This window comes from Flavobacterium sp., assembly GCF_040402835.1.
Lineage (GTDB): Bacteria > Bacteroidota > Bacteroidia > Flavobacteriales > Flavobacteriaceae > Flavobacterium.
In genome coordinates this window covers 1-22443 of sequence record NZ_JBBALW010000011.1, presented here as the reverse complement: position 1 = coordinate 22443, position 22443 = coordinate 1, and the positions used below count along the sequence as shown (strand labels likewise).

The 22443-nt window shown below is 36.8% G+C and carries 12 protein-coding genes and 4 tRNA genes; all 16 read left to right on the top strand.

Features of this window, described 5'->3' with window-relative positions:
- Positions 1-28: 28 nt before the first annotated feature.
- Positions 29-331, top strand: a complete 303-nt coding sequence (gene hpf / locus AC9UEH_RS05320; protein WP_509529254.1) for a ribosome hibernation-promoting factor, HPF/YfiA family — start codon at positions 29-31, stop codon at positions 329-331.
- Between the two features lie 92 nt (positions 332-423).
- Positions 424-497, top strand: a tRNA-Thr gene (locus tag AC9UEH_RS05315).
- 128 nt (positions 498-625) lie between these two features.
- A tRNA-Tyr gene (locus AC9UEH_RS05310) sits at positions 626-706 on the top strand.
- Positions 707-779: 73 nt separating this feature from the next.
- Positions 780-851, top strand: a tRNA-Thr gene (locus AC9UEH_RS05305).
- 54 nt (positions 852-905) lie between these two features.
- Positions 906-2093, top strand: a complete 1188-nt coding sequence (gene tuf, locus AC9UEH_RS05300) for an elongation factor Tu (protein ID WP_509529252.1) — start codon at positions 906-908, stop codon at positions 2091-2093.
- 56 nt (positions 2094-2149) lie between these two features.
- Positions 2150-2223, top strand: a tRNA-Trp gene (locus tag AC9UEH_RS05295).
- An 18-nt stretch (positions 2224-2241) separates the two neighbouring features.
- Positions 2242-2439 (top strand): preprotein translocase subunit SecE, encoded by a 198-nt coding sequence (secE, locus tag AC9UEH_RS05290; protein WP_509529250.1) that lies wholly within the window; start codon positions 2242-2244, stop codon positions 2437-2439.
- 10 nt (positions 2440-2449) lie between these two features.
- The gene (gene nusG, locus AC9UEH_RS05285) at positions 2450-3001 is read left to right on the top strand and encodes a transcription termination/antitermination protein NusG (protein ID WP_509529248.1); all 552 of its coding nucleotides are present in this window, start codon (positions 2450-2452) and stop codon (positions 2999-3001) included.
- A gap of 66 nt (positions 3002-3067) precedes the next feature.
- Entirely contained in the window at positions 3068-3505 is a 438-nt protein-coding gene (gene rplK, locus AC9UEH_RS05280; protein ID WP_509529246.1) for a 50S ribosomal protein L11, read from the top strand.
- Between the two features lie 12 nt (positions 3506-3517).
- Positions 3518-4207 (top strand): 50S ribosomal protein L1, encoded by a 690-nt coding sequence (rplA, locus tag AC9UEH_RS05275; protein ID WP_509529244.1) that lies wholly within the window; start codon positions 3518-3520, stop codon positions 4205-4207.
- Between the two features lie 20 nt (positions 4208-4227).
- Entirely contained in the window at positions 4228-4731 is a 504-nt protein-coding gene (gene rplJ, locus AC9UEH_RS05270) for a 50S ribosomal protein L10 (RefSeq protein WP_509529242.1), read from the top strand.
- A 125-nt stretch (positions 4732-4856) separates the two neighbouring features.
- Positions 4857-5225, top strand: a complete 369-nt coding sequence (rplL, locus tag AC9UEH_RS05265; protein WP_509529239.1) for a 50S ribosomal protein L7/L12 — start codon at positions 4857-4859, stop codon at positions 5223-5225.
- Positions 5226-5513: 288 nt separating this feature from the next.
- Positions 5514-9326 carry a DNA-directed RNA polymerase subunit beta gene (gene rpoB / locus AC9UEH_RS05260; RefSeq protein WP_509529237.1) on the top strand — a complete coding sequence of 1271 codons (3813 nt, stop codon included), beginning with the start codon at positions 5514-5516 and terminating at the stop codon, positions 9324-9326.
- A 93-nt stretch (positions 9327-9419) separates the two neighbouring features.
- Positions 9420-13736, top strand: coding sequence for a DNA-directed RNA polymerase subunit beta' (rpoC, locus tag AC9UEH_RS05255; protein WP_509529234.1), 4317 nt, complete (start codon positions 9420-9422; stop codon positions 13734-13736).
- A gap of 78 nt (positions 13737-13814) precedes the next feature.
- The gene (locus AC9UEH_RS05250) at positions 13815-14117 is read left to right on the top strand and encodes a DUF3467 domain-containing protein (protein ID WP_509529232.1); all 303 of its coding nucleotides are present in this window, start codon (positions 13815-13817) and stop codon (positions 14115-14117) included.
- A 233-nt stretch (positions 14118-14350) separates the two neighbouring features.
- On the top strand, positions 14351-22381 hold the full coding sequence (locus AC9UEH_RS05245; RefSeq protein ID WP_509529229.1) for an Ig-like domain-containing protein: 8031 nt from the start codon (positions 14351-14353) through the stop codon (positions 22379-22381).
- The last annotated feature ends 62 nt before the right edge of the window (positions 22382-22443 follow it).

Here is a 22443-nt window from a genome sequence, read left to right as displayed (position 1 = left end):
ATAGTGTTTAACCAATAAAAATTTGATTATGAAGGTAAATGTTCATGCAGTTAACTTTAATGTTGACGGAAAATTAGTAGGTTTTATTCAAGAAAGAATGGACAGGTTGGAGAAGTATTATGACAAAGTTGTTTCGTCTGATGTTTTTCTAAAAGTTGAAAAAACCAGTGAGAAAGAGAACAAGATTGTTGAAATTAAAATGCTAGTTCCTGGAGACGAGTTTATGGTAAAAAAACAATGCAAAACATTTGAGGAGGCAATGGAGCAATCATCCGAATCTTTGGAGCGATTGTTAACAAAAAGGAAAGAAAAAGTAAAACATCATATATAATTTAAAAATAGTGGTAAAAATGTTTTGATTAAAAAACAAATTAATATACATTTGCAGTCCGTTAGAAATAGCGGGCTTTTTTTATATTTAACGCCAGTGTAGCTCAGTTGGCTAGAGCAGCTGATTTGTAATCAGCAGGTCGTGGGTTCGAGTCCCTCCACCGGCTCTATAAATAGGGGAGATTTTGAATAAATTTCCGACTTTATTTGTATTAAAAAAAGAAGGGTTTTAGGTTAATTAATGAAGGTTTTAGGTAGCAATCAAAATATCAAAAATCTAAAATCATAAATAATTGGGGAGATACTCAAGCGGCCAACGAGGGCAGACTGTAAATCTGCTGTGTGAACTTCGCAGGTTCGAATCCTGCTCTCCCCACAAGAAGAAATTTTAGATTTCTGATTCCAGATGATTCAAAATCTGAAGTCAAAAATTTACAAATAAATTCTCTGCCGACTTAGCTCAGAGGTAGAGTGCTTCCTTGGTAAGGAAGAGGTCACGGGTTCAATTCCCGTAGTTGGCTCAAAAAAGTATAATTTGAACACGAATATATAACTAAGATTAAAAATTAAGTAAAATGGCAAAAGAAAATTTTAACCGTAACAAACCCCACCTTAATATAGGTACAATTGGTCACGTGGATCACGGAAAAACTACATTAACTGCGGCAATTACTAAAGTATTGTCTGATGCAGGTTACTGTCAAGCAAAATCGTTTGATCAAATCGATAATGCTCCAGAAGAAAAAGAAAGAGGTATTACAATTAATACATCTCACGTTGAGTACGAAACTGCTAATCGTCATTACGCTCACGTTGACTGTCCTGGTCACGCGGATTACGTAAAGAACATGGTTACTGGTGCTGCTCAAATGGATGGTGCTATTCTTGTTGTAGCTGCTACAGACGGACCAATGCCACAAACACGGGAACACATCCTTTTAGGTCGCCAAGTTGGTATTCCTAGAATGGTAGTATTCATGAATAAAGTGGATATGGTTGACGATGAAGAATTATTGGAATTAGTTGAAATGGAAATTAGAGAATTATTGTCTTTCTACGAATATGATGGAGATAATTGCCCTGTAATTCAAGGTTCAGCTTTAGGTGGATTGAATAACGATCCAGTTTGGACGCCAAAAATTATTGAATTAATGGCCGCTGTTGATAGCTGGATTGAAGAACCAGTTCGTGATATTGCAAAACCATTCTTGATGCCTGTAGAAGATTCATTTACCATTACTGGTCGTGGAACTGTTGCTACAGGTCGTATTGAAACAGGTATTGCTAATACAGGTGATCCAGTTGAAATCATTGGAATGGGAGCTGAAAAATTAACTTCTACTATTACAGGAGTTGAAATGTTCCGTAAAATCCTTGATAGAGGAGAAGCTGGAGACAACGTAGGTTTATTGTTAAGAGGTATAGATAAAGCGGATATCAAAAGAGGTATGGTTATTATTAAGCCAGGTTCAGTAAAACCACACGCTGTATTCAAAGCAGAGGTTTATATTTTGAAAAAAGAAGAAGGTGGACGTCATACTCCATTTCACAATAATTATCGTCCACAATTTTACGTTCGTACAACGGATGTAACAGGTGTTATCACTTTACCAGCAGGTGTAGAGATGGTTATGCCAGGAGATAACTTAACTATCAACGTTGCCTTGTTAAGCCCTATCGCTTTAAGCTTAGGACTTCGTTTTGCTATCCGTGAAGGTGGTAGAACTGTAGGTGCAGGTCAGGTTACTGAGATAGTAGAGTAATTGTCTAATTAATATTAAAGTCAGTTGGTATTTAATAATCCTACTGACTTTTTTATACGGGCGTAGTTCAAGGGTAGAATAGCGGTCTCCAAAACCGTTGATGGGGGTTCGAATCCCTCCGCCCGTGCCACTAAAAAAAATATGTACAATGACAAAAGTTTTTAATTATATAAACGAAGCGTTTGATGAATTAAAGTTAAACGTAACTTGGCCAGAATGGGCAGAAGTACAACGTCTTACAATTGTAGTTGCAGTTTTCTCTATTATATTTGCTATGGCAACTTGGGGAGTAGACCAGATTTTTGCAAAATCTTTGGAAGGTTTTTTTAATTGGATAAAAGCGTAAATACCCTGAGATGACAGATAATAATGTGAAAAAATGGTATGTTGTTAGAGCGGTAAGCGGTCAAGAAAACAAAGTTAAAGCCTACATCGAAAACGAAATCAACAGGTTGGGAATGGGAGACTATATTTCTCAGGTTCTTGTACCTACTGAAAAAGTAGTAACTGTCAAAGATGGAAAAAAAATCATTAAAGACAAAGTCTATTTTTCTGGTTATGTAATGATAGAAGCTAATCTTGCAGGCGAAATCCCACATATTATAAAATCTATCTCTGGAGTTATTGGATTCCTTGGAGAAGTTAAGGGTGGAGATCCTGTGCCATTGAGACTTTCCGAAGTAAATAGAATGTTAGGTAAAGTAGATGAGTTAGCTGTAAAAACAGATACTCATTCTATACCGTTCAATATTGGTGAAACAATCAAAGTTATTGATGGTCCTTTTAATGGTTTCAATGGAACTGTTGAGAAAATCAATAACGAAAAGCGTAAACTAGAAGTAATGGTTAAAATTTTCGGAAGAAAAACCCCATTGGAATTGAGTTTTATGCAAGTTGAAAAAGTATAATTTTTGTTACAACTATAATAAACCACATTAATCGCTTCCAATGATGATGTGTTAAATTTTAAAAAAATGGCTAAAGAGATTAGTAAAGTAGTAAAACTACAAGTTAAGGGAGGTGCTGCGAATCCGTCGCCACCGGTTGGACCTGCTTTAGGTGCTGCGGGCGTTAATATCATGGAGTTCTGTAAGCAGTTCAATGCGAGAACACAAGATAAAGCCGGCAAAGTTTGCCCAGTGCAAATTACAGTGTATAAAGACAAATCTTTTGATTTTGTTATTAAAACACCACCTGCTGCTATCCAATTAATGGATGCTACAAAGCTAAAGTCTGGATCTGCAGAGCCTAATCGTAAAAAAGTAGCAAATGTTACTTGGGACGTGATTAGAACTATCGCAGAAGACAAAATGGTTGATTTAAATGCATTCACTATCGAGTCTGCTATGAGCATGATCGCGGGAACAGCTAGATCTATGGGTATAACTGTAACAGGAGACGCTCCTTTTTAATTAAAAAAAGACATGGCAAAATTGACAAAAAAGCAAAAAGAGGCTGCTTCAAAAATTGACAAGAACAAACTATACTCTTTAAAAGATGCTGCGGCATTGATAAAAGTAATTGCTTCTGCAAAATTTGATGAGTCGGTTGATATCGCAGTACGTTTGGGTGTAGATCCAAGAAAAGCGAATCAAATGGTAAGAGGTGTAGTAACATTGCCTCACGGAACTGGTAAAGACGTTAAAGTATTAGCATTGGTTACTCCAGATAAAGAAGCGGAAGCTTTAGCAGCTGGTGCAGACTATGTAGGTCTTGACGATTATTTACAAAAAATCAAAGACGGTTGGACAGATGTTGATGTAATTATCACAATGCCGAGTGTTATGGGTAAATTAGGTCCATTGGGTCGTATTTTAGGACCCCGTGGTTTAATGCCTAACCCTAAGACTGGAACGGTAACTATGGATGTTGCAAAAGCAGTTCAAGAAGTGAAAGCGGGTAAAATCGACTTTAAAGTTGATAAAACTGGTATCATACATGCAGGTATTGGAAAAATTTCTTTCGATGCTGATAAAATTGTAGATAACGCTCACGAAATTATTCAAACATTAATCAAACTTAAGCCAACTGCTGCTAAAGGAACGTACATCAAAAGTATTTACCTTACAAGCACAATGAGTCCTGCAATTGCATTGGATCCTAAAGCAGTATAAGTAGTTAAAAAACTTTTAGTATGACTAGAGAAGAAAAATCAATCGCGATTGAAAATTTAACTGCACAGTTAGCTGGTTCAAATATTGTTTATTTAGCAGATATTTCAGGCTTAAATGCAGATGTAACTTCAAATCTAAGAAGAGCTTGCCATAAAGCAGGTATTAAATTAGAAGTAGTAAAAAACTCTTTGCTTGCAAAAGCAATGGAGGCTTCGGTAAATAACTACGGTGAATTATCTGAAACATTAACGGGTAATACTTCAATTTTTCTTGCAGATGTAGCAAATGCTCCTGCAAAAATTATGAAAGATTTCCGTAGAAAATCAGATAAGCCTGTATTAAAAGGAGCTTATATTAATTCTGAAATTTACATTGGAGATAACTTATTAGATTCATTAGCATCGCTTAAATCTAAAGAAGAAGTTATTGGAGAAATCATTGGATTACTTCAATCTCCAGCTCAAAGAGTTATTTCAGCTCTTTTAAACCAATTCGCCAAAAGCGAAGAGGCTTTAGAAGCATAAAAAGTTAAAAGTTAAAAGTTCAGAGTTTTGCAAAACGTATAACTCTTGACGTATAATTTATAACGAAAAAAAACGCGCATAATAAACAATAATATTTTACAAATCATTTTAAAACGATAGAAAAAATGGCAGATTTGAAACAATTCGCAGAACAATTGGTTAACTTAACTGTAAAAGAAGTTAACGATTTAGCAACAATATTAAAAGACGATTATGGAATCGAACCAGCTGCTGCAGCTGCAGTAGTTTCTGGTGGTGGCGAAGCTGCTGCTGAGGAAGTTCAAACTGAATTTACAGTTATTTTGAAAGCAGCAGGTGCTTCTAAATTAGCAGTTGTAAAATTAGTTAAAGAACTTACTGGTTTAGGTCTTAAAGAAGCTAAAGACGTAGTTGATAGTGCTCCAAGTCCTGTTAAGGAAGGAGTTTCTAAAGAAGAAGCTGAAGGTCTTAAGAAAGCACTAGAAGAAGCTGGAGCTGAAGTTGAATTAAAATAATTCACTCGCTTTAGAGAATTAGGTTTAGGTCTTGGATTCGTTCCAATGACCTAAACCCTTTTTCGTATAATAAAATTATTACAAATTTTATTATAAAATAGTATAAAATAGTATAAAATACGAAAAGGTTTTTAAATCAATACGATGAAAGAAAATCAAGGAGAAGGGTAAAACTTTCAAATTATTTTTAAAGAGGTATTGATTATAAAAAGAAAGTATTTATTGTTTTATAAAATAAATAGTGTTTTACACAAAAAATTACTTTTTTAATCAAAATTTTGTTCATTGATGATAACAAATCAGACTGAAAGATTGAATTTTGCCTCAACAAAAAATATTCCTGACTATCCAGATTTTCTAGATGTTCAGGTTAAGTCGTTTAAAGATTTCTTTCAATTAGAAACTAAAACTGACGAAAGAGGCGACGAAGGTTTATACAACACCTTCATGGAAAATTTCCCAATTACAGATACAAGAAATAACTTTGTATTGGAATTCCTAGATTATTTTGTAGATCCACCTCGTTATACCATTCAAGAATGTATAGAAAGAGGTCTTACCTATAGTGTACCCCTTAAAGCAAGGTTAAAACTGTATTGCACAGATCCAGAGCATGAAGATTTTGAAACAATTGTACAAGATGTTTATCTAGGTACAATTCCTTATATGACGCCAAGCGGTACTTTTGTAATAAATGGCGCCGAACGTGTTGTTGTTTCTCAATTGCACAGATCTCCAGGTGTTTTCTTTGGTCAATCCTTCCATGCCAATGGAACAAAATTGTATTCTGCCAGAGTAATCCCTTTCAAAGGTTCTTGGATAGAATTTTCTACGGATATCAATAGCGTAATGTATGCTTATATCGATAGAAAGAAAAAATTACCTGTTACTACTCTTTTCCGTGCAATCGGTTTTGAAAGAGATAAGGACATTCTTGAAATATTTGACCTCGCCGAAGAAATTAAGGTTTCTAAAGCCGGCCTTAAAAAATATATTGGAAGAAAATTGGCTGCTCGTGTATTGAATACATGGCACGAAGATTTCGTAGATGAAGACACTGGTGAAGTAGTTTCTATCGAACGAAATGAAATTATATTAGACAGAGATACTGTTCTTGACAAAGAAAATGTTGAGGAAATCGTTGAATCTAATGTGAAATCTATTTTGTTACATAAAGAAGATACTAATGTAGTTGACTATTCTATTATTCACAATACGTTACAAAAAGATCCAACAAACTCTGAAAAAGAAGCTGTTGAGCACATCTACAGACAATTGCGTAACGCAGAACCGCCTGATGAAGAAACTGCTCGTGGTATTATTGATAAATTATTCTTTTCAGATCAACGTTATAACTTAGGTGAAGTTGGTCGTTATAGAATGAACAAAAAATTAGGTTTAAATATCCCTATGGAAAAGCAAGTCTTGACCAAAGAGGACATCATAACTATCGTGAAATATTTGATCGAATTAATCAACTCTAAAGCTGAGATTGATGATATTGATCACTTATCAAACCGTCGTGTTAGAACTGTTGGTGAACAACTTTCTCAACAATTCGGTGTAGGTTTAGCGCGTATGGCTAGAACTATTAGAGAGAGAATGAACGTTAGAGATAACGAGGTGTTCACACCAATTGATTTGATTAATGCCAAAACATTATCATCGGTTATTAACTCTTTCTTTGGTACCAACCAATTGTCTCAATTTATGGATCAAACCAATCCATTAGCTGAGATTACACACAAAAGAAGATTATCTGCGCTAGGACCAGGTGGACTTTCAAGAGAAAGAGCTGGGTTTGAGGTTCGTGACGTTCACTATACGCATTACGGACGTTTATGTCCAATTGAAACTCCTGAGGGACCAAACATTGGTTTGATTTCTTCACTTGGAGTTTATGCAAAAGTAAACGGAATGGGTTTCATCGAAACGCCTTACCGTGTAGTAAAAGACGGAAAAATTGATCTAAACGCTACTCCTGTATATTTAAGTGCAGAAGAAGAAGAAGGAAAAATGATTGCTCAGGCAAATATCCAAATGGACGCAACTGGAAAAATTACTGCCGATAACGTTATTGCACGTCAAGAAGGTGACTTCCCAGTTATTCACCCCTCAAAAGTGGATTATACTGATGTTGCTCCTAATCAAATTGCTTCAATTTCTGCTTCATTAATTCCTTTCTTGGAACATGATGATGCGAATAGAGCCTTGATGGGATCTAACATGATGCGTCAAGCAGTTCCGTTATTACGTCCTGAAGCACCAATTGTTGGTACAGGTTTAGAGCGCCAAGTTGCCTCTGATTCTAGAGTATTGATTAATGCTGAAGGTGATGGTACGGTAATTTATGTTGATGCCAATATCATCACAATCAAATATGACCGTTCTGATGCAGAACGTATGGTTAGTTTTGAAGAAGATGAAAAAACATACAATTTAATAAAATTCAGAAAAACTAATCAAAGTTCAAGTATCAACCTAAAACCTATCGTAAGAAAAGGGGACAGAGTAGTTCTTGGTCAAGTATTGTCTGAAGGATATGCAACTCAAAATGGTGAATTGGCTTTAGGTAGAAACCTTAAAGTTGCATTTATGCCATGGAAAGGGTACAACTTCGAGGATGCAATTGTAATTTCTGAAAAAGTAGTTCGTGACGATATTTTTACTTCTATACATATTGATGATTATTCATTAGAAGTTAGAGATACTAAATTGGGTAACGAAGAATTAACGAATGATATTCCAAACGTTAGTGAAGAAGCTACTAAAGATTTAGATGAAAATGGTATGATTAGAATTGGTGCCGAAGTTAAACCTGGCGACATCCTAATTGGAAAAATTACACCTAAAGGAGAATCAGATCCTACTCCAGAAGAGAAATTGCTTCGTGCCATCTTCGGGGACAAAGCAGGAGATGTAAAAGATGCTTCATTGAAAGCGTCACCTTCATTACACGGTGTTGTTTTAGATAAAAAATTGTTTGCAAGAGCTGTAAAAGACAAACGCAAACGTACGCAAGATAAAGATGCTTTGGCTGCTTTGGAAATGGAATATGAAACCAAATTTGTTGAATTAAAAGACAAATTAATTGAGAAACTTTTCAATATTGTAAACGGAAAAACCTCACAAGGGGTCATGAATGATTTAGGAGAAGAAGTATTGCCAAAAGGTAAAAAATACTCTCTTAAAATGTTGAATTCTGTAGAAGATTTTGCTCACTTAAATAAAGGACAATGGGTTTCTGATGATGACACCAATAAAATGGTAAATGATTTGATCCATAACTATAAAATTAAGTTGAACGATTTACAAGGTGGTTTAAGAAGAGAGAAATTCACAATTACTGTTGGTGATGAATTACCAGCTGGAATCTTGAAATTAGCTAAAGTTTATATCGCTAAAAAACGTAAATTGAAAGTTGGGGATAAAATGGCGGGACGTCACGGTAACAAAGGTATTGTTGCTCGTATCGTTCGTCATGAAGACATGCCTTTCCTTGAAGATGGAACGCCTGTTGATATCGTGTTGAACCCACTTGGTGTACCTTCACGTATGAACATTGGTCAAATTTATGAAACGGTATTAGGATGGGCTGGACAAAAATTAGGCAGAAAATATGCTACTCCAATTTTTGACGGTGCGACTTTAGATCAAATTAATGAATTGACTGACGAAGCTGGAATTCCACGATTCGGTCACACCTATCTTTATGATGGTGGAACAGGAGAACGTTTTCACCAAGCTGCAACAGTTGGAGTTATCTATATGTTGAAATTGGGTCACATGGTTGATGATAAAATGCACGCCCGTTCAATCGGACCGTACTCATTAATTACACAACAACCATTGGGTGGTAAAGCTCAATTTGGAGGTCAGCGTTTTGGAGAGATGGAAGTTTGGGCATTGGAAGCGTATGGCGCATCAAGCACATTAAGAGAAATCTTGACAGTAAAATCAGATGATGTAATAGGTAGAGCTAAAACTTACGAAGCAATCGTTAAAGGAGAAGCAATGCCAGAACCAGGATTGCCAGAATCTTTCAATGTATTAATGCATGAATTGAAAGGTCTTGGATTAGACATTCGTTTGGAAGAATAATATAGTTGATGGTTGGCGGTTGATGGTTATTGGTAAAAAATCCAAAACTATCAACCAACAACTAACAACCAACAACTTAAAATTTTTATGACTATGATGAATAATAGAAATAACAACAACAGAGATAATAACCCTGTAGTTAAAAAGTTTAACAAAATTTCGATTGGTTTAGCGTCTCCAGAATCTATCTTGGCGGAGTCAAGAGGTGAGGTTTTGAAGCCTGAAACTATCAATTATAGAACCCATAAACCAGAACGAGATGGACTTTTCTGCGAAAGAATATTTGGACCTGTAAAGGATTTCGAATGTGCTTGTGGAAAATACAAAAGAATCCGTTATAAAGGGATTGTTTGTGACCGTTGTGGGGTTGAAGTTACTGAGAAAAAAGTACGTAGAGATAGAGTAGGTCACATCAATTTGGTGGTGCCAATTGCTCATATCTGGTATTTCCGTTCGCTACCAAACAAAATTGGATATATCCTTGGATTGCCATCTAAGAAATTAGATATGATTATTTACTACGAAAGATACGTAGTAATCCAAGCTGGTATTGCTCAAAATGCTGAAGGAGAATCAGTACAAAGATTAGACTTTTTGACAGAAGAAGAATATCTAAATATTTTAGATACTTTGCCTGCCGATAACCAATATTTAGATGATTTTGACCCTAATAAATTTGTTGCCAAAATGGGAGCAGAGTGTATTATGGACTTGTTAGCGCGTATCAATCTTGATGAATTATCTTATGATTTAAGACATAAAGCAAACAACGAAACATCTAAACAACGTAAAACAGAAGCATTAAAAAGATTACAAGTAGTAGAGTCTTTTCGTGAATCTAACTTGAACCGTGAAAACCGTCCTGAATGGATGATTATGAAAGTGGTTCCTGTTATTCCACCAGAATTACGTCCGCTTGTGCCACTTGATGGTGGTCGTTTTGCAACTTCAGATTTAAATGATTTATACCGTCGTGTAATTATACGGAACAACCGTTTGAAAAGATTAATGGAGATTAAAGCTCCAGAAGTTATCTTGAGAAACGAAAAACGTATGTTGCAAGAATCGGTAGATTCACTTTTCGATAATACGCGTAAAGCATCTGCTGTTAAAACAGAATCAAACAGACCTTTGAAATCTTTATCAGATTCTTTAAAAGGTAAACAAGGACGTTTCCGTCAAAATTTACTTGGAAAACGTGTGGATTATTCTGCTCGTTCGGTAATTGTTGTTGGACCTGAATTGAAATTGTTTGAATGTGGTATCCCAAAAGATATGGCAGCCGAACTATACAAACCTTTCGTTATCCGTAAATTGATAGAAAGAGGAATTGTAAAAACAGTAAAATCAGCTAAGAAAATAATAGACAAAAAAGAGCCTGTAGTTTGGGACATCCTTGAAAATGTAATTAAAGGACATCCAATCTTACTGAATCGTGCTCCTACTTTGCACAGATTGGGTATTCAAGCATTCCAACCAAAATTAATAGAAGGAAAAGCAATTCAATTGCACCCTTTAGTTTGTACTGCATTTAATGCGGATTTTGATGGGGATCAAATGGCAGTTCACTTACCGTTAGGACCAGAGGCTATTTTGGAAGCACAGTTATTAATGTTGGCTTCTCATAATATCTTGAATCCTGCCAATGGTGCGCCAATTACTGTACCTTCTCAGGATATGGTTTTGGGTCTATATTATATGACCAAAGAACGTATCTCGACTCCAGAACACATAATTTTAGGTCAAGACTTAACTTTTTATTCTGCGGAAGAAGTAAATATTGCATTAAACGAAGGTAAATTAGAATTGAATGCTCGTGTGAAAATTCGTGCAAAAGATTTCAATGAAGCTGGAGAATTAGTATATAAAATTATTCAAACAACTGCTGGTCGTGTATTATTTAATGAAGTAGTACCGGAAGCAGCTGGATATATCAATGATGTATTGACTAAGAAAAACCTTAGAGATATTATCGGTCACGTATTAAGTGTGACTAATGTACCTACAACGGCTGCCTTCTTAGATAATATGAAAGATATGGGTTACAAATTCGCCTTCAGCGGTGGATTGTCATTCTCTCTTGGTGATATTAGAATACCAGAACAAAAACCTAAATTAATTGCAGATGCCAGAGAACAAGTTGACGGTATCTCTGCCAATTATAATATGGGACTTATTACCAATAACGAACGTTACAACCAAGTTATTGATGTTTGGACTTCTGCAAATGCCCAACTAACAGAATTAGCAATGAAAAACATCAGAGAAGACCAACAAGGTTTCAACTCGGTGTATATGATGCTTGACTCTGGAGCAAGGGGTTCTAAAGAGCAAATTCGTCAGTTAACAGGTATGCGTGGATTGATGGCTAAGCCTAAAAAATCTACCGCTGGTGGTGGTGAAATTATTGAAAATCCAATTCTTTCTAACTTTAAAGAAGGACTATCGATTTTAGAATATTTCATTTCTACTCACGGTGCGCGTAAAGGACTAGCAGATACGGCTTTGAAAACTGCCGATGCGGGGTACTTAACAAGAAGACTACACGACGTTTCTCAAGACGTTATCGTAAATATTGAAGACTGTGGAACGCTTAGAGGTGTTGAAGTTTCAGCATTGAAAAAGAATGAGGAAATAGTAGAAACTTTAGGAGAAAGAATTTTAGGACGTGTTGCTTTGCAAGATGTTATAAATCCTCTAACAAATGAAGTTATAGTTTACGGTGGACAACAAATTGTAGAAGCAACTATGCGTTTAATTGAAGCTTCTCCAATCGAGAAAGTAGAGGTTCGTTCGCCATTAGTTTGTGAAGCTACTAAAGGAATTTGTGCTAAATGTTACGGTAGAAACTTAGCTACTGGAAAAATGACACAAAGAGGTGAAGCTGTTGGTGTAATTGCCGCACAATCTATTGGAGAGCCAGGTACACAGTTAACACTTCGTACATTCCACGTTGGTGGGGTTGCGGGTGGTATTTCTGAAGAATCAAGCATTCCTGCAAAATTCAACGGTCGTTTAGAAATAGAAGATTTAAAAACGGTTAAAGGAGAAGATGCAGACGGACAAGCTGTTGATATTGTAATCTCTCGTTCTACTGAATTAAAATTAATAGATGTTAAAACAGGTATTCTGTTAGCTACCAATAATATTCCTTACGGTTCAAGCATTTATGTAAAAGACGGTCAAGAAGTTGCTAAGGGAGATACTATCTGTAAATGGGATCCCTATAATGGAGTTATTATTTCTGAATTTACTGGTAAAATTGCTTACGAAGATTTAGAACAAGGACAATCGTTCATGGTTGAAATCGATGAGCAAACTGGTTTCCAAGAAAAAGTAATTTCTGAAGGAAGAAACAAAAAATTAATTCCAACTTTATTGATTTACGGTAAAGACAACGAATTAATCCGTTCGTATAACTTACCAGTTGGTGCCCACTTGATGGTTGACAACGGTGAGAAAATTAAAGCAGGTAAGATTTTAGTAAAAATTCCACGTCGTTCTTCAAAATCTGGAGATATCACAGGAGGTTTACCAAGAATTACAGAGTTGTTAGAAGCTCGTAATCCATCGAATCCAGCAGTAGTTTCAGAAATTGACGGAGTGGTTACTTTCGGAAAAGTGAAAAGAGGAAACCGTGAAATTGTTATCGAATCTAAATTCGGAGAGGTTAAGAAGTATTTAGTTAAACTTTCAAGCCAAATCTTAGTTCAAGAAAATGACTTTGTACGCGCAGGTGTGCCATTGTCTGACGGAGCAATTACCCCAGAAGACATTTTAAGAATTAAAGGGCCAGCAGCTGTTCAACAGTATTTGGTTAATGAAATTCAGGAAGTATATCGTTTGCAAGGGGTAAAAATCAACGACAAACACTTTGAAGTAGTAATACGTCAAATGATGCGTAAAGTTAGAGTTCAAGATCCAGGAGATACCTTATTCTTAGAAGACCAATTAATACATACAAAAGACTTTATCGTTGAAAATGATAAATTATACGGTATGAAAGTGGTTGAAGATGCAGGGGATTCTCAAAACCTAAAAGCAGGACAAATTGTTTCTCCTCGTGAATTGCGTGATGAAAACTCACTATTGAAACGTAATGACAAGAATTTGGTTGTAGCACGTGACGTAATCACAGCAACTGCAACACCAGTTTTACAAGGTATCACAAGAGCGTCACTTCAAACGAAATCATTCATTTCTGCAGCATCTTTCCAAGAAACTACAAAAGTATTAAACGAAGCGGCAGTAGCTGGTAAAATTGATTACTTAGAAGGATTGAAAGAAAATGTAATTGTAGGTCATAGAATCCCAGCCGGTACAGGTATGAGAGAATACGATCACACCATTGTAGGTTCAAAAGAAGAATTCAATGATATGATGACAAGTAAAGAAGAATACAATTATTAATTCATTGTTTAATCGTTTAATTGTTTTGTCGTTAATTTGATAAAACAATTAAGCGAAAACAATTAAAGTATATTTACAATGAGTGAGCAACAAGGACAAATCAACATTGAATTAGATGAAAATATGGCCGAAGGAATTTATTCCAACTTAGCCATTATCAATCATTCGGCATCAGAATTTGTATTGGATTTTGTCTGTATAATGCCTGGAACTCCTAAGGCAAAAGTGAAGTCAAGAATAGTTTTGACGCCACAACACGCTAAAAGATTAGTAAAAGCATTGGCAGAAAATGTCCACCGTTTTGAAGTTGCCCACGGCGAAATAAAAGACACCGAGCAACCCTCAATTCCCTTGAATTTTGGACCTGCTGGTCAAGCATAAATTAAAAATCCCGTTTGAATTATCAAACGGGATTTTTTTCACAATCAATTTTTCCTTTCCTATTTTTTTAGGAGCTGTTTCCTGCTGTATTTCATCTTTGGATGTTAAAATTACCAAATAATTAAAAAAAAAACAATTTAAAAAGTTGTTGTTTTGTTTTTTTTCTTATTTTTATCAATAATTATTTAACAATTTATTAGCAATAAAATTACCCTAACCTATAATAACTAAATATGAATCAAAATTACAATTTTGTTCGAGGCTTGTTTTCACAGGAATCAAACACTAGAAATGAAAATTTAGCCGCTAAAAAAAGCACCTCTTTTAAGAGCCTTTTGCTGCTAATTGCATTTGCATTTTTTGCAAATTTTTCTGTTCAAGGACAGACTTATTTTACAGAGTCTTTTGAAGGATCTTGGTACTTAAACGGAAATATTACTACACCTGCTACAAATGCTGGGCCTAATGCGCCAGCGGGTTGGGGTCAAAAAAGAATGACTGTAGATGTTGTTCCAGTAGCATGTTTAGGAGGAAGTCATGACTGGTCTCAATCTACATGGAGTGCTGGTACAACTTGGTTGTCTAGTTCTTCTTACCCAACAGGTTGTTCTCCTTATGGAGGTTCTCCAACAACTCCTCCAGACGGTACAAAATCGTTATGGTTTTATGATGGGAATACATCAGGAACGGTAACCAGAATAGTATATTCTCCAGCAATAGATTTATCGGCTTCTATTGCCCCGGTATTTTCATGTTCATTTAGTTATGCAGCCAATTCAACTTCCGTTACAGTAGTTGGTTCACTTGACGGAGGAGTTACTTGGACAAGTTTTGGAGCTTTATCTTCAACAACTTCAGGTGCATGGGCTTCTAGAACTGTTGCGATACCTGCTTCGTTTAGGGTTGCTAACGCAAGAATAGGATTGCAAATGGTCTCTACCTATGGAAGTTATGATGTTTTTGTTGATAATGTTCAAATTAGAGAAGGTTTATCTGGAACTGCAACAGCAATTGGAGGTTTATGGAGTAACCCTGCAACATGGGTGGGTGGAGTTTTACCTGAATTAATAGCAACAATTCCTTCAGGTTCTATAGTTACTGTAGATCAGGCTGTGTCTGTTTCAACTTTGAATATTTCAGGAACTGTTCAATGGAATGCAACAGCTAACGCTCTTACAGTTGGTGGTAATTTAACAATAAATTCAGGAGGTAAATATTTAGCTTATACTACTGCCTCTGCAGGAACAACTACAAACATAGGAGGTAATTTCCAAAATAATGGATATGCTAATTTTGCTCTTGGTACTTTGAATTTTAATGGCTCAGGTTCTACATTAAGTGGAACGGGTTTTTTTGAAGGTGATGGAACTCGAGGAATTATTAGATCTTTAGTTTTTCAAAATTTAGGGAGCAATTCTATTGCTACTTCCCAAAATTTAACGGTAACTGCTGGTTTTACAATTACTGCGGGATCTCTAAATACGAACGGTAAAGTAAAAATTGACAACACAGCCCAAATTTACGGTCAAGCCTTAAATTTACAAGTGGCAAGCGTAGCAGTAACGAATATGGGTTCTCTTTACACTGCAGCTCCAGTTGTTTTTGGGCAAGCAGTTGTTCAATATGCTGATTTACTAGTTGCCATACTAGGAACAAGATACGTAAGTGGAAACAATGTTTACTTATGTACTACAGCAGGAACATTTAATGCTACTCCGCCAACTTCTACTGCAGCGACTACTTTTACTACAAGTGGTCCTACATTAATATGGATAGGAACTTCAGGAACTTTAGGAACTAATGTTCCTTATAATGGAACATTATCACTTACTACTCAATATTTCTATGGAGAAAATGTGTATCAAGCCATTTTAGCCACTGCTACAACTACAATGCCAGTGCACACTTCTGGTACTGTGGGTCAGTTTCGTTATTTAGGACCTGTTGCCAAAGCTTCTGTTAATTTTGATTCAGTTACTGGTACAGTAAGAAGCTTGAATTTAACACAAGCGGGTTCTGGTTTTTCAACAGCTCCTTCAATAGCTTTTAGTGTGGGTAACTTAGCTGGAACAGGATCTGGTGCTACTGCAACCGCAGTTTTGTTTCAACTAATTGCTGGTCCTACAAGTTTTACAACTCAAAAAAGTGGCGCTACTGCTATAACAGGTGGTTTAACTATCAATAGTGATCAAGGAGCAAGCATTGCTTCTACGGATGTACAAGCTTCTTCAGGTGTTGGTAATATTTCTACTATCAATGGTGGGCTTAACTATACTGGGGTGCCTTTAGTAGGTTTTGCTGGGCCACCAACTTTAAATCTTGTAACCAATGCGGGTTCTGGATATACTATTGCACCTACAGTTGTTTTAACAGGTGGTACATTGATCTCCGGTACAGCATTAGCAACTACTAACTTTACGATAACAATGAATCAAGGTAAAGTGGTTTCTGTGTATTTAAATACAGCAACATCAGCTACTTATTCAGTGCCTCCAACGTTGACTTTTTCAGCAGGTACTGCAACTCTGGCTTTCCCTACGGGATGTTGGCCTTCTGCCACTGCTAATTTAGGAAGCAATGGTCAAATTACAAGTTTTACCATGACCAATGCTGGTTTTGGTTATGCTGCTGCGCCAACAGTTGGAGTGGGTACAACTTCTGGAAATTCGGTAGGTGGTACCTTTACCACTCTTGCAACAGCTCCTACTGCTCGTATTGCTTTGTATAACTTAACATTAAACTTTTTTGCTCCAGCGGTTACAGCTGTTGTTGCGACTGATGATGCATCGATACCGACCAATAGAAAAATGAATACACTTTCTCTATCAGGTTCTGGAAATGGCTTAAACTTAACTAATAATCTTACTTTATTTGGAACTGCTCCACTATCTTTAACCGCGAGTGCTAATACTCCGGGTAACATATTAGATTTAGGCGGATACAATCTTTTATTTACTTGGAATGGATATGCTGGATCTACGGCTTCTACATTTGGAACTTCTAATACATTTATTAAAAATGGCTCTATGACCTTAACGGGTAGAGGAGGAGGAATTACGGGTTCTACTTTTAATTTCCCTTTTAGCGGAACGGTTACCACTTTTACTGGTGGATCTGGTTCTACTGCAGTTACTGCTGGTACCGATATATTAACTGTAAAAGTTACAGAAGTAGGTACTCCAGGAAATACAGTTGCTGGGGGTACCGGAATTGCTTTAGGATCTCGTGCTTTTAAAATTGATACTGCTTCAACTTTAGGAACACCGACATCTTCAGCTTTACTTACTGGAGGTACTAATTCAACAGTAAAATTAAATTATAATTCTCTTGATGCATTAATATCTTCACAAGATCAAACTTTTGTAGTCGAGGCTTCCTCATTAAATGGTGCTTGGAATGTTCGAAGTGCTGGAGTCGGTGCATCAGGTGCTTTAGCCGCAACTGGTAACGCTACAACAAGTGTTGTTGCTCCTGGCCCTGTAGTTTATGCAAGTGGAAATTTTTATGCTTGGGGTACTGGTGCACCAACTATAGCAGGGGTAATACCTACTGTACTTTGTGCTAACTCAGGTTTTTTCTCTATAACAGGTACTAATTTTTCAGGAGTAACTTCTGTGAAAATTGGAGGTACTGCGGTATTGTCTTTCACCGTTGTGAATGCTACCACTATTACAGGTTATGCTGGACCAGGAACTTCTGGAAATATCTCAATTACTAAAAATGGTCTTACCGTTACTGGAATTGAAAATATTACAATTACACCTTCGCCAAGCGCTCCTTCAGTTACCACAGCCGCGGTTAGTATTAATTTAGGTGGTACAGTTACAGTTACTGCCTCAGGTGGTTCTGGTACTTTCAAATGGTATGATGCCGTAAGTGGAGGTACTCTTTTATACACAGGTCCTACTTTTAGTGCCCCAGTTTGTTCTGGAAATATATGGGTTGGTCTTGATAATGGGTCATGTGAAGGTTTAAGAACTATGGTTACTATTACTACAGCGCCAACAGCTATAGTAACTACTGCTACTTCATTTTGTGGGACTGGTAGTCCAGTAACACTTTCAGCTTCACCAACAGATGCTTCAATAACCTATTCTTGGACTTCTTTAACTGCACCTGCAACAGTTGCACCTGCAACTGGAGGAACTTCGGTAACTTCAACTTTAAGTCAAACTTCTGATTTCAGATTAACAGCTACTAAAGGAACGTGTACTGCAGTAACTAATATATCAATTGGGGTTTATGCTTTACCATCTGCAACAGTTACTACAACTGCTCAGGGAGTTTGCCCAGGTACCAGTGCTACTATTGGTTCCGGATTAGTTGCAGGTAATTTTGCTGTAACTTCAGTGCCTTATTTAGAATATTTAGCACCAACTAATGCGGTTGTTGTTTGTACAAATGGAGTGCCAAACGTTCCGCTATCGGGAGGAACTCTTGATGATGGTGGTTGGTCTGGACTTCCAATTGGATTTAATTTTAATTTCTTTGGAACAAGTTTTAGTACAATTTCTGCAGGAACCAATGGATTATTAATGTTTGGTACACCTCCAGGTTATACCACAGCAGCAGGTAATTTAGGTCAATATAGTTTTAATACCACAGGTGGTGTATTTCCAAATGCATTAAATCCAGGAAATGTAATTGCATTGATGGCTGCCGATCAATATTTTGGTAGTGGAACCGCTGGCTCTTCATCAAGTACATTAACTTATTGGACGCAAGGATATGCTCCAAATAGAATTTTCGTAATTGAATATAGTAAAGTGGATCCTTGTTGTTCTGATAGTGCACTTGGTTTCACAGCTCAAGCTCGTTTATACGAAACGCTAGGAACGGTTGATATTGCTATTGTATCTAAAACAGGTACAGCGGCTTCTACTGTTGGACTTCAAGATGCTACTAAAACCATAGGTGCCGTAGCTCCAGGTCGTCAAGCATTTACTTCTACTATTACAACACCTGAAGCATGGCGTTTTGCTCCACCTTCAAATTATACTACAAGTTGGTATGCAAATAGTGTTTTAATTCCGGCTGCTACAGGATTTGTAAATCCTGGTACAAACGTATTTAACTTATCTGTTGCACCAGCTGCTACAACTACTTATTCTATTACTTATGTGAACCAAACTACTGGTTGTTCTAATGCTGCAGGTTCTGCTCAAGTATCGATGGCTGTTCTTGGAAATACAATTCCTGCCGGTTTAACTACGAATGCTAGTGCAACTACTATTTGTACCGGTCAAACCGTTAACTTTAGCACAAGCTTTACTGGAATTACAGATGGTATGGTTTTCCAATGGCAAAATTCTACTGATGGTGGCGCTACATGGGTAGATATCACTTCAGCAAATACTTTAACGTACTCTACTATTCCAACTATTCCAACCAAATACAGATGTAAATTGGTTGCTTGTAGTGGGGTTCCTGGATATACAAATGCAACAACAATTGGATTTGCGAATTCAATACTATCTTCAACTCCAGGATTGCGTTGTGGAACAGGTACTGCAACGGCAGTTGCTACTGGTTCTGCAGGTACAACTATTAAATGGTATGCGAATGCTTCAGGTGGTGCTGCTCTTGGAACAGGTACTTCATTTGTAACACCATCTATAACAGCAACTACAACTTATTATGCAGGTGCTGAGACGTATGTAGCAGGTGCTTTACCAGTTGGTTTAGGAGCTACAAACTCTGCAAACTCAGGTCAGTCGTTCTTGCCGGGTTACTGGGGAGGATCTAAAACACAATACATTATTAAAGCAGATGAATTACTAGCTGCCGGAATTGGTGCTGGTAACATTACAAGTTTAGGATTTGAGCCTACAGATTCTGGTCAAACCTATCAAGGATTCTCTGTTTCGTTAGCCCCCGTTACTGCTTCAGTGATGACTACAGCTTTTATAGCTGCTGGATTGAGCCAGGTATATGCAGGTACGCTTGCTGATACTGGATTTACACCTGTAGCAAATACAGTGAACAATTTAACTTTTGGAATTGGAACGGGTTCTGCTTCCACATTCAATTGGGATGGTAGTTCAAATATCTTAGTTTCTATAGCTAGAACATCTGTTCCTGCTGCTACAACTTCAGTACCAACCACTATGAAAGTAGATAATGTCAACTTTAATTCTACAGCATATTATTTAGCTGACAATTTAGATCCAGCAACAATGTTAGCCGCTACAACCGGAACAGTTACAACTTACAGACCAAGGTTTACCATTAATGGTCAAGTAGTTTGTTCTTCAGTTAGAGTTCCAGTAGTTGTAACAGTAACTACACCGCCTTCAATAGCTTTAAGTGGAAATCCTTCAACTATTTGTGCTGAATCTAATTCAGCTGCTGTAACGGTAACAACAGGTGGTTCTAATTACACTAGTTATGTATGGACTCCAACTACGGTTACAGGTAATTTAACAAATGGATGGGTATTCAATCCATTAACAACCACTACTTATACATTGGCTGCTGCTCAAACATCAGGAGCAACTCCTTGTGCTACAACAGCAAGTATAACAGTAACTGTTAATCCTACTCCAAGTGTGTTGACTATAGCTCCTGCTTCTGCTTCAACCTGTGCGGATTCTATCTTGCCTTTAGTTTCAGCAGGTGGGACATTAAACAATATGACTTTGTTAACTCAAAACTTTAATGGTCCAAATAACTGGACTACTGTAAATAATTCAACTGGTGGAACTCCTGCATTAGCAGATTGGACGATGCAACCTAATGGATATGTTTATGGTTTTTATGGTCCCTTCATTTCAAATGATAGTTCTCAATTTTACATGTCAAATAGTGACGCACAAGGTTCTGGAGGATCTACTTCAACCGAATTAAAATCTCCTGTATTTAGTACTGTAGGTTTCTCCGACGCGAATCTTAGTTTCTATCATTACTTATATTCGACAAATAATTCAACTGTTGATTATACTTTAGATGGTGGAACTACCTGGGTAACATTACAAACTTATACTGGAACTCAGGGAGCTGTTGCTGCATTTACAAATGCAATATTACCTATACCAGCTGCTGCACTTAATCAACCATCAGTTCAATTAAGATTCAAATACACTTCTTCTTATGGTTGGTTCTGGGCAATTGATAACGTTTCTATAGCAGGTACCCAAGTTGCCTCAATGGTATGGTCTCCAACAACTAATTTGTATACAGATGCTGCAGCTACTACTCCATATACGGGGCAAAATTTGTCAGCAGTTTATTTTAAAACGAGCAGTTCATCTACAGCAGTTACCTATACCGCAACAGCAACTTCACCATTAGGATGTGCTAGAGTCGCAACTGTACCTGTAACGGTTTATCTAACTCCTGCACCAACAGGACTTCAATTCTATCAATTCTGTCCTACAAGTGGCGCTACAGTAAGCAGTATGACAACTGCAGTAACTGGAACTAACATTAAATGGTACTCTGTTTCAACAGGAGGAACTGTATTGGCTTCAACTACGCCATTAACTCAAGGTTATTTCTGGGCATCTCAAACTGCAAATGGTTGCGAAAGTCCATCGAGATTTCTAGTTTTTGCAATTTCTAATGCAACAGCTGCTCCGTCTAGTAGTCCTTCACAACAATTCTGTAACAGTGCGACTGTAGCTAGTTTAACTGCTAATGGAACTGGAATTAAATGGTATACAGTTGCTACAGGTGGTACAGCATTAGTTTCAACTGCAGCACTTTCATCGGGTACGTATTATGTTTCTCAAACAGCTGGTGGTTGTGAAAGCCCTAGAACAGCTGTTTCAGTAACTGTAAATGCGGTATCAGCGCCAACAGGAGCTGCGACACAATCGATATCTTCTACACTAACGCTAAGTTCTATAGTGGTAACGGGTACTAATGTGGTTTGGTATGCAACAAGTGCTAATGCAGCAGCTGGAGTCAATCCATTGCCTAATAGTACGCTACTGGCAAATACTACTTATTATGCTACTCAAACTATAGGTGGTTGTACAAGTGCAACAAGCTTGGCAGTAACTATAACAACTTTGGCTAATCAAGATTTTGATATGACAAAATTCAATTATTATCCAAACCCGGTCATTAACTTGTTGAATATCTCTTATTCTCAAGACATGACTAGTGTGAAAGTGTTCAATATGGTTGGTCAACAATTGATGAGCAAAGAAATAAATGCTAGTACAACCCAAATAGATATGTCTAGATATGCAAATGGTGCTTACTTTATTCAAGTGACAACAGAAAATGCAATGAAAACGGTTAGAGTGATTAAGAAATAATCATACTATTGACTAGTCCTAAATAATCGATACAGATTATTAGACAAAAATAGATAAATTAA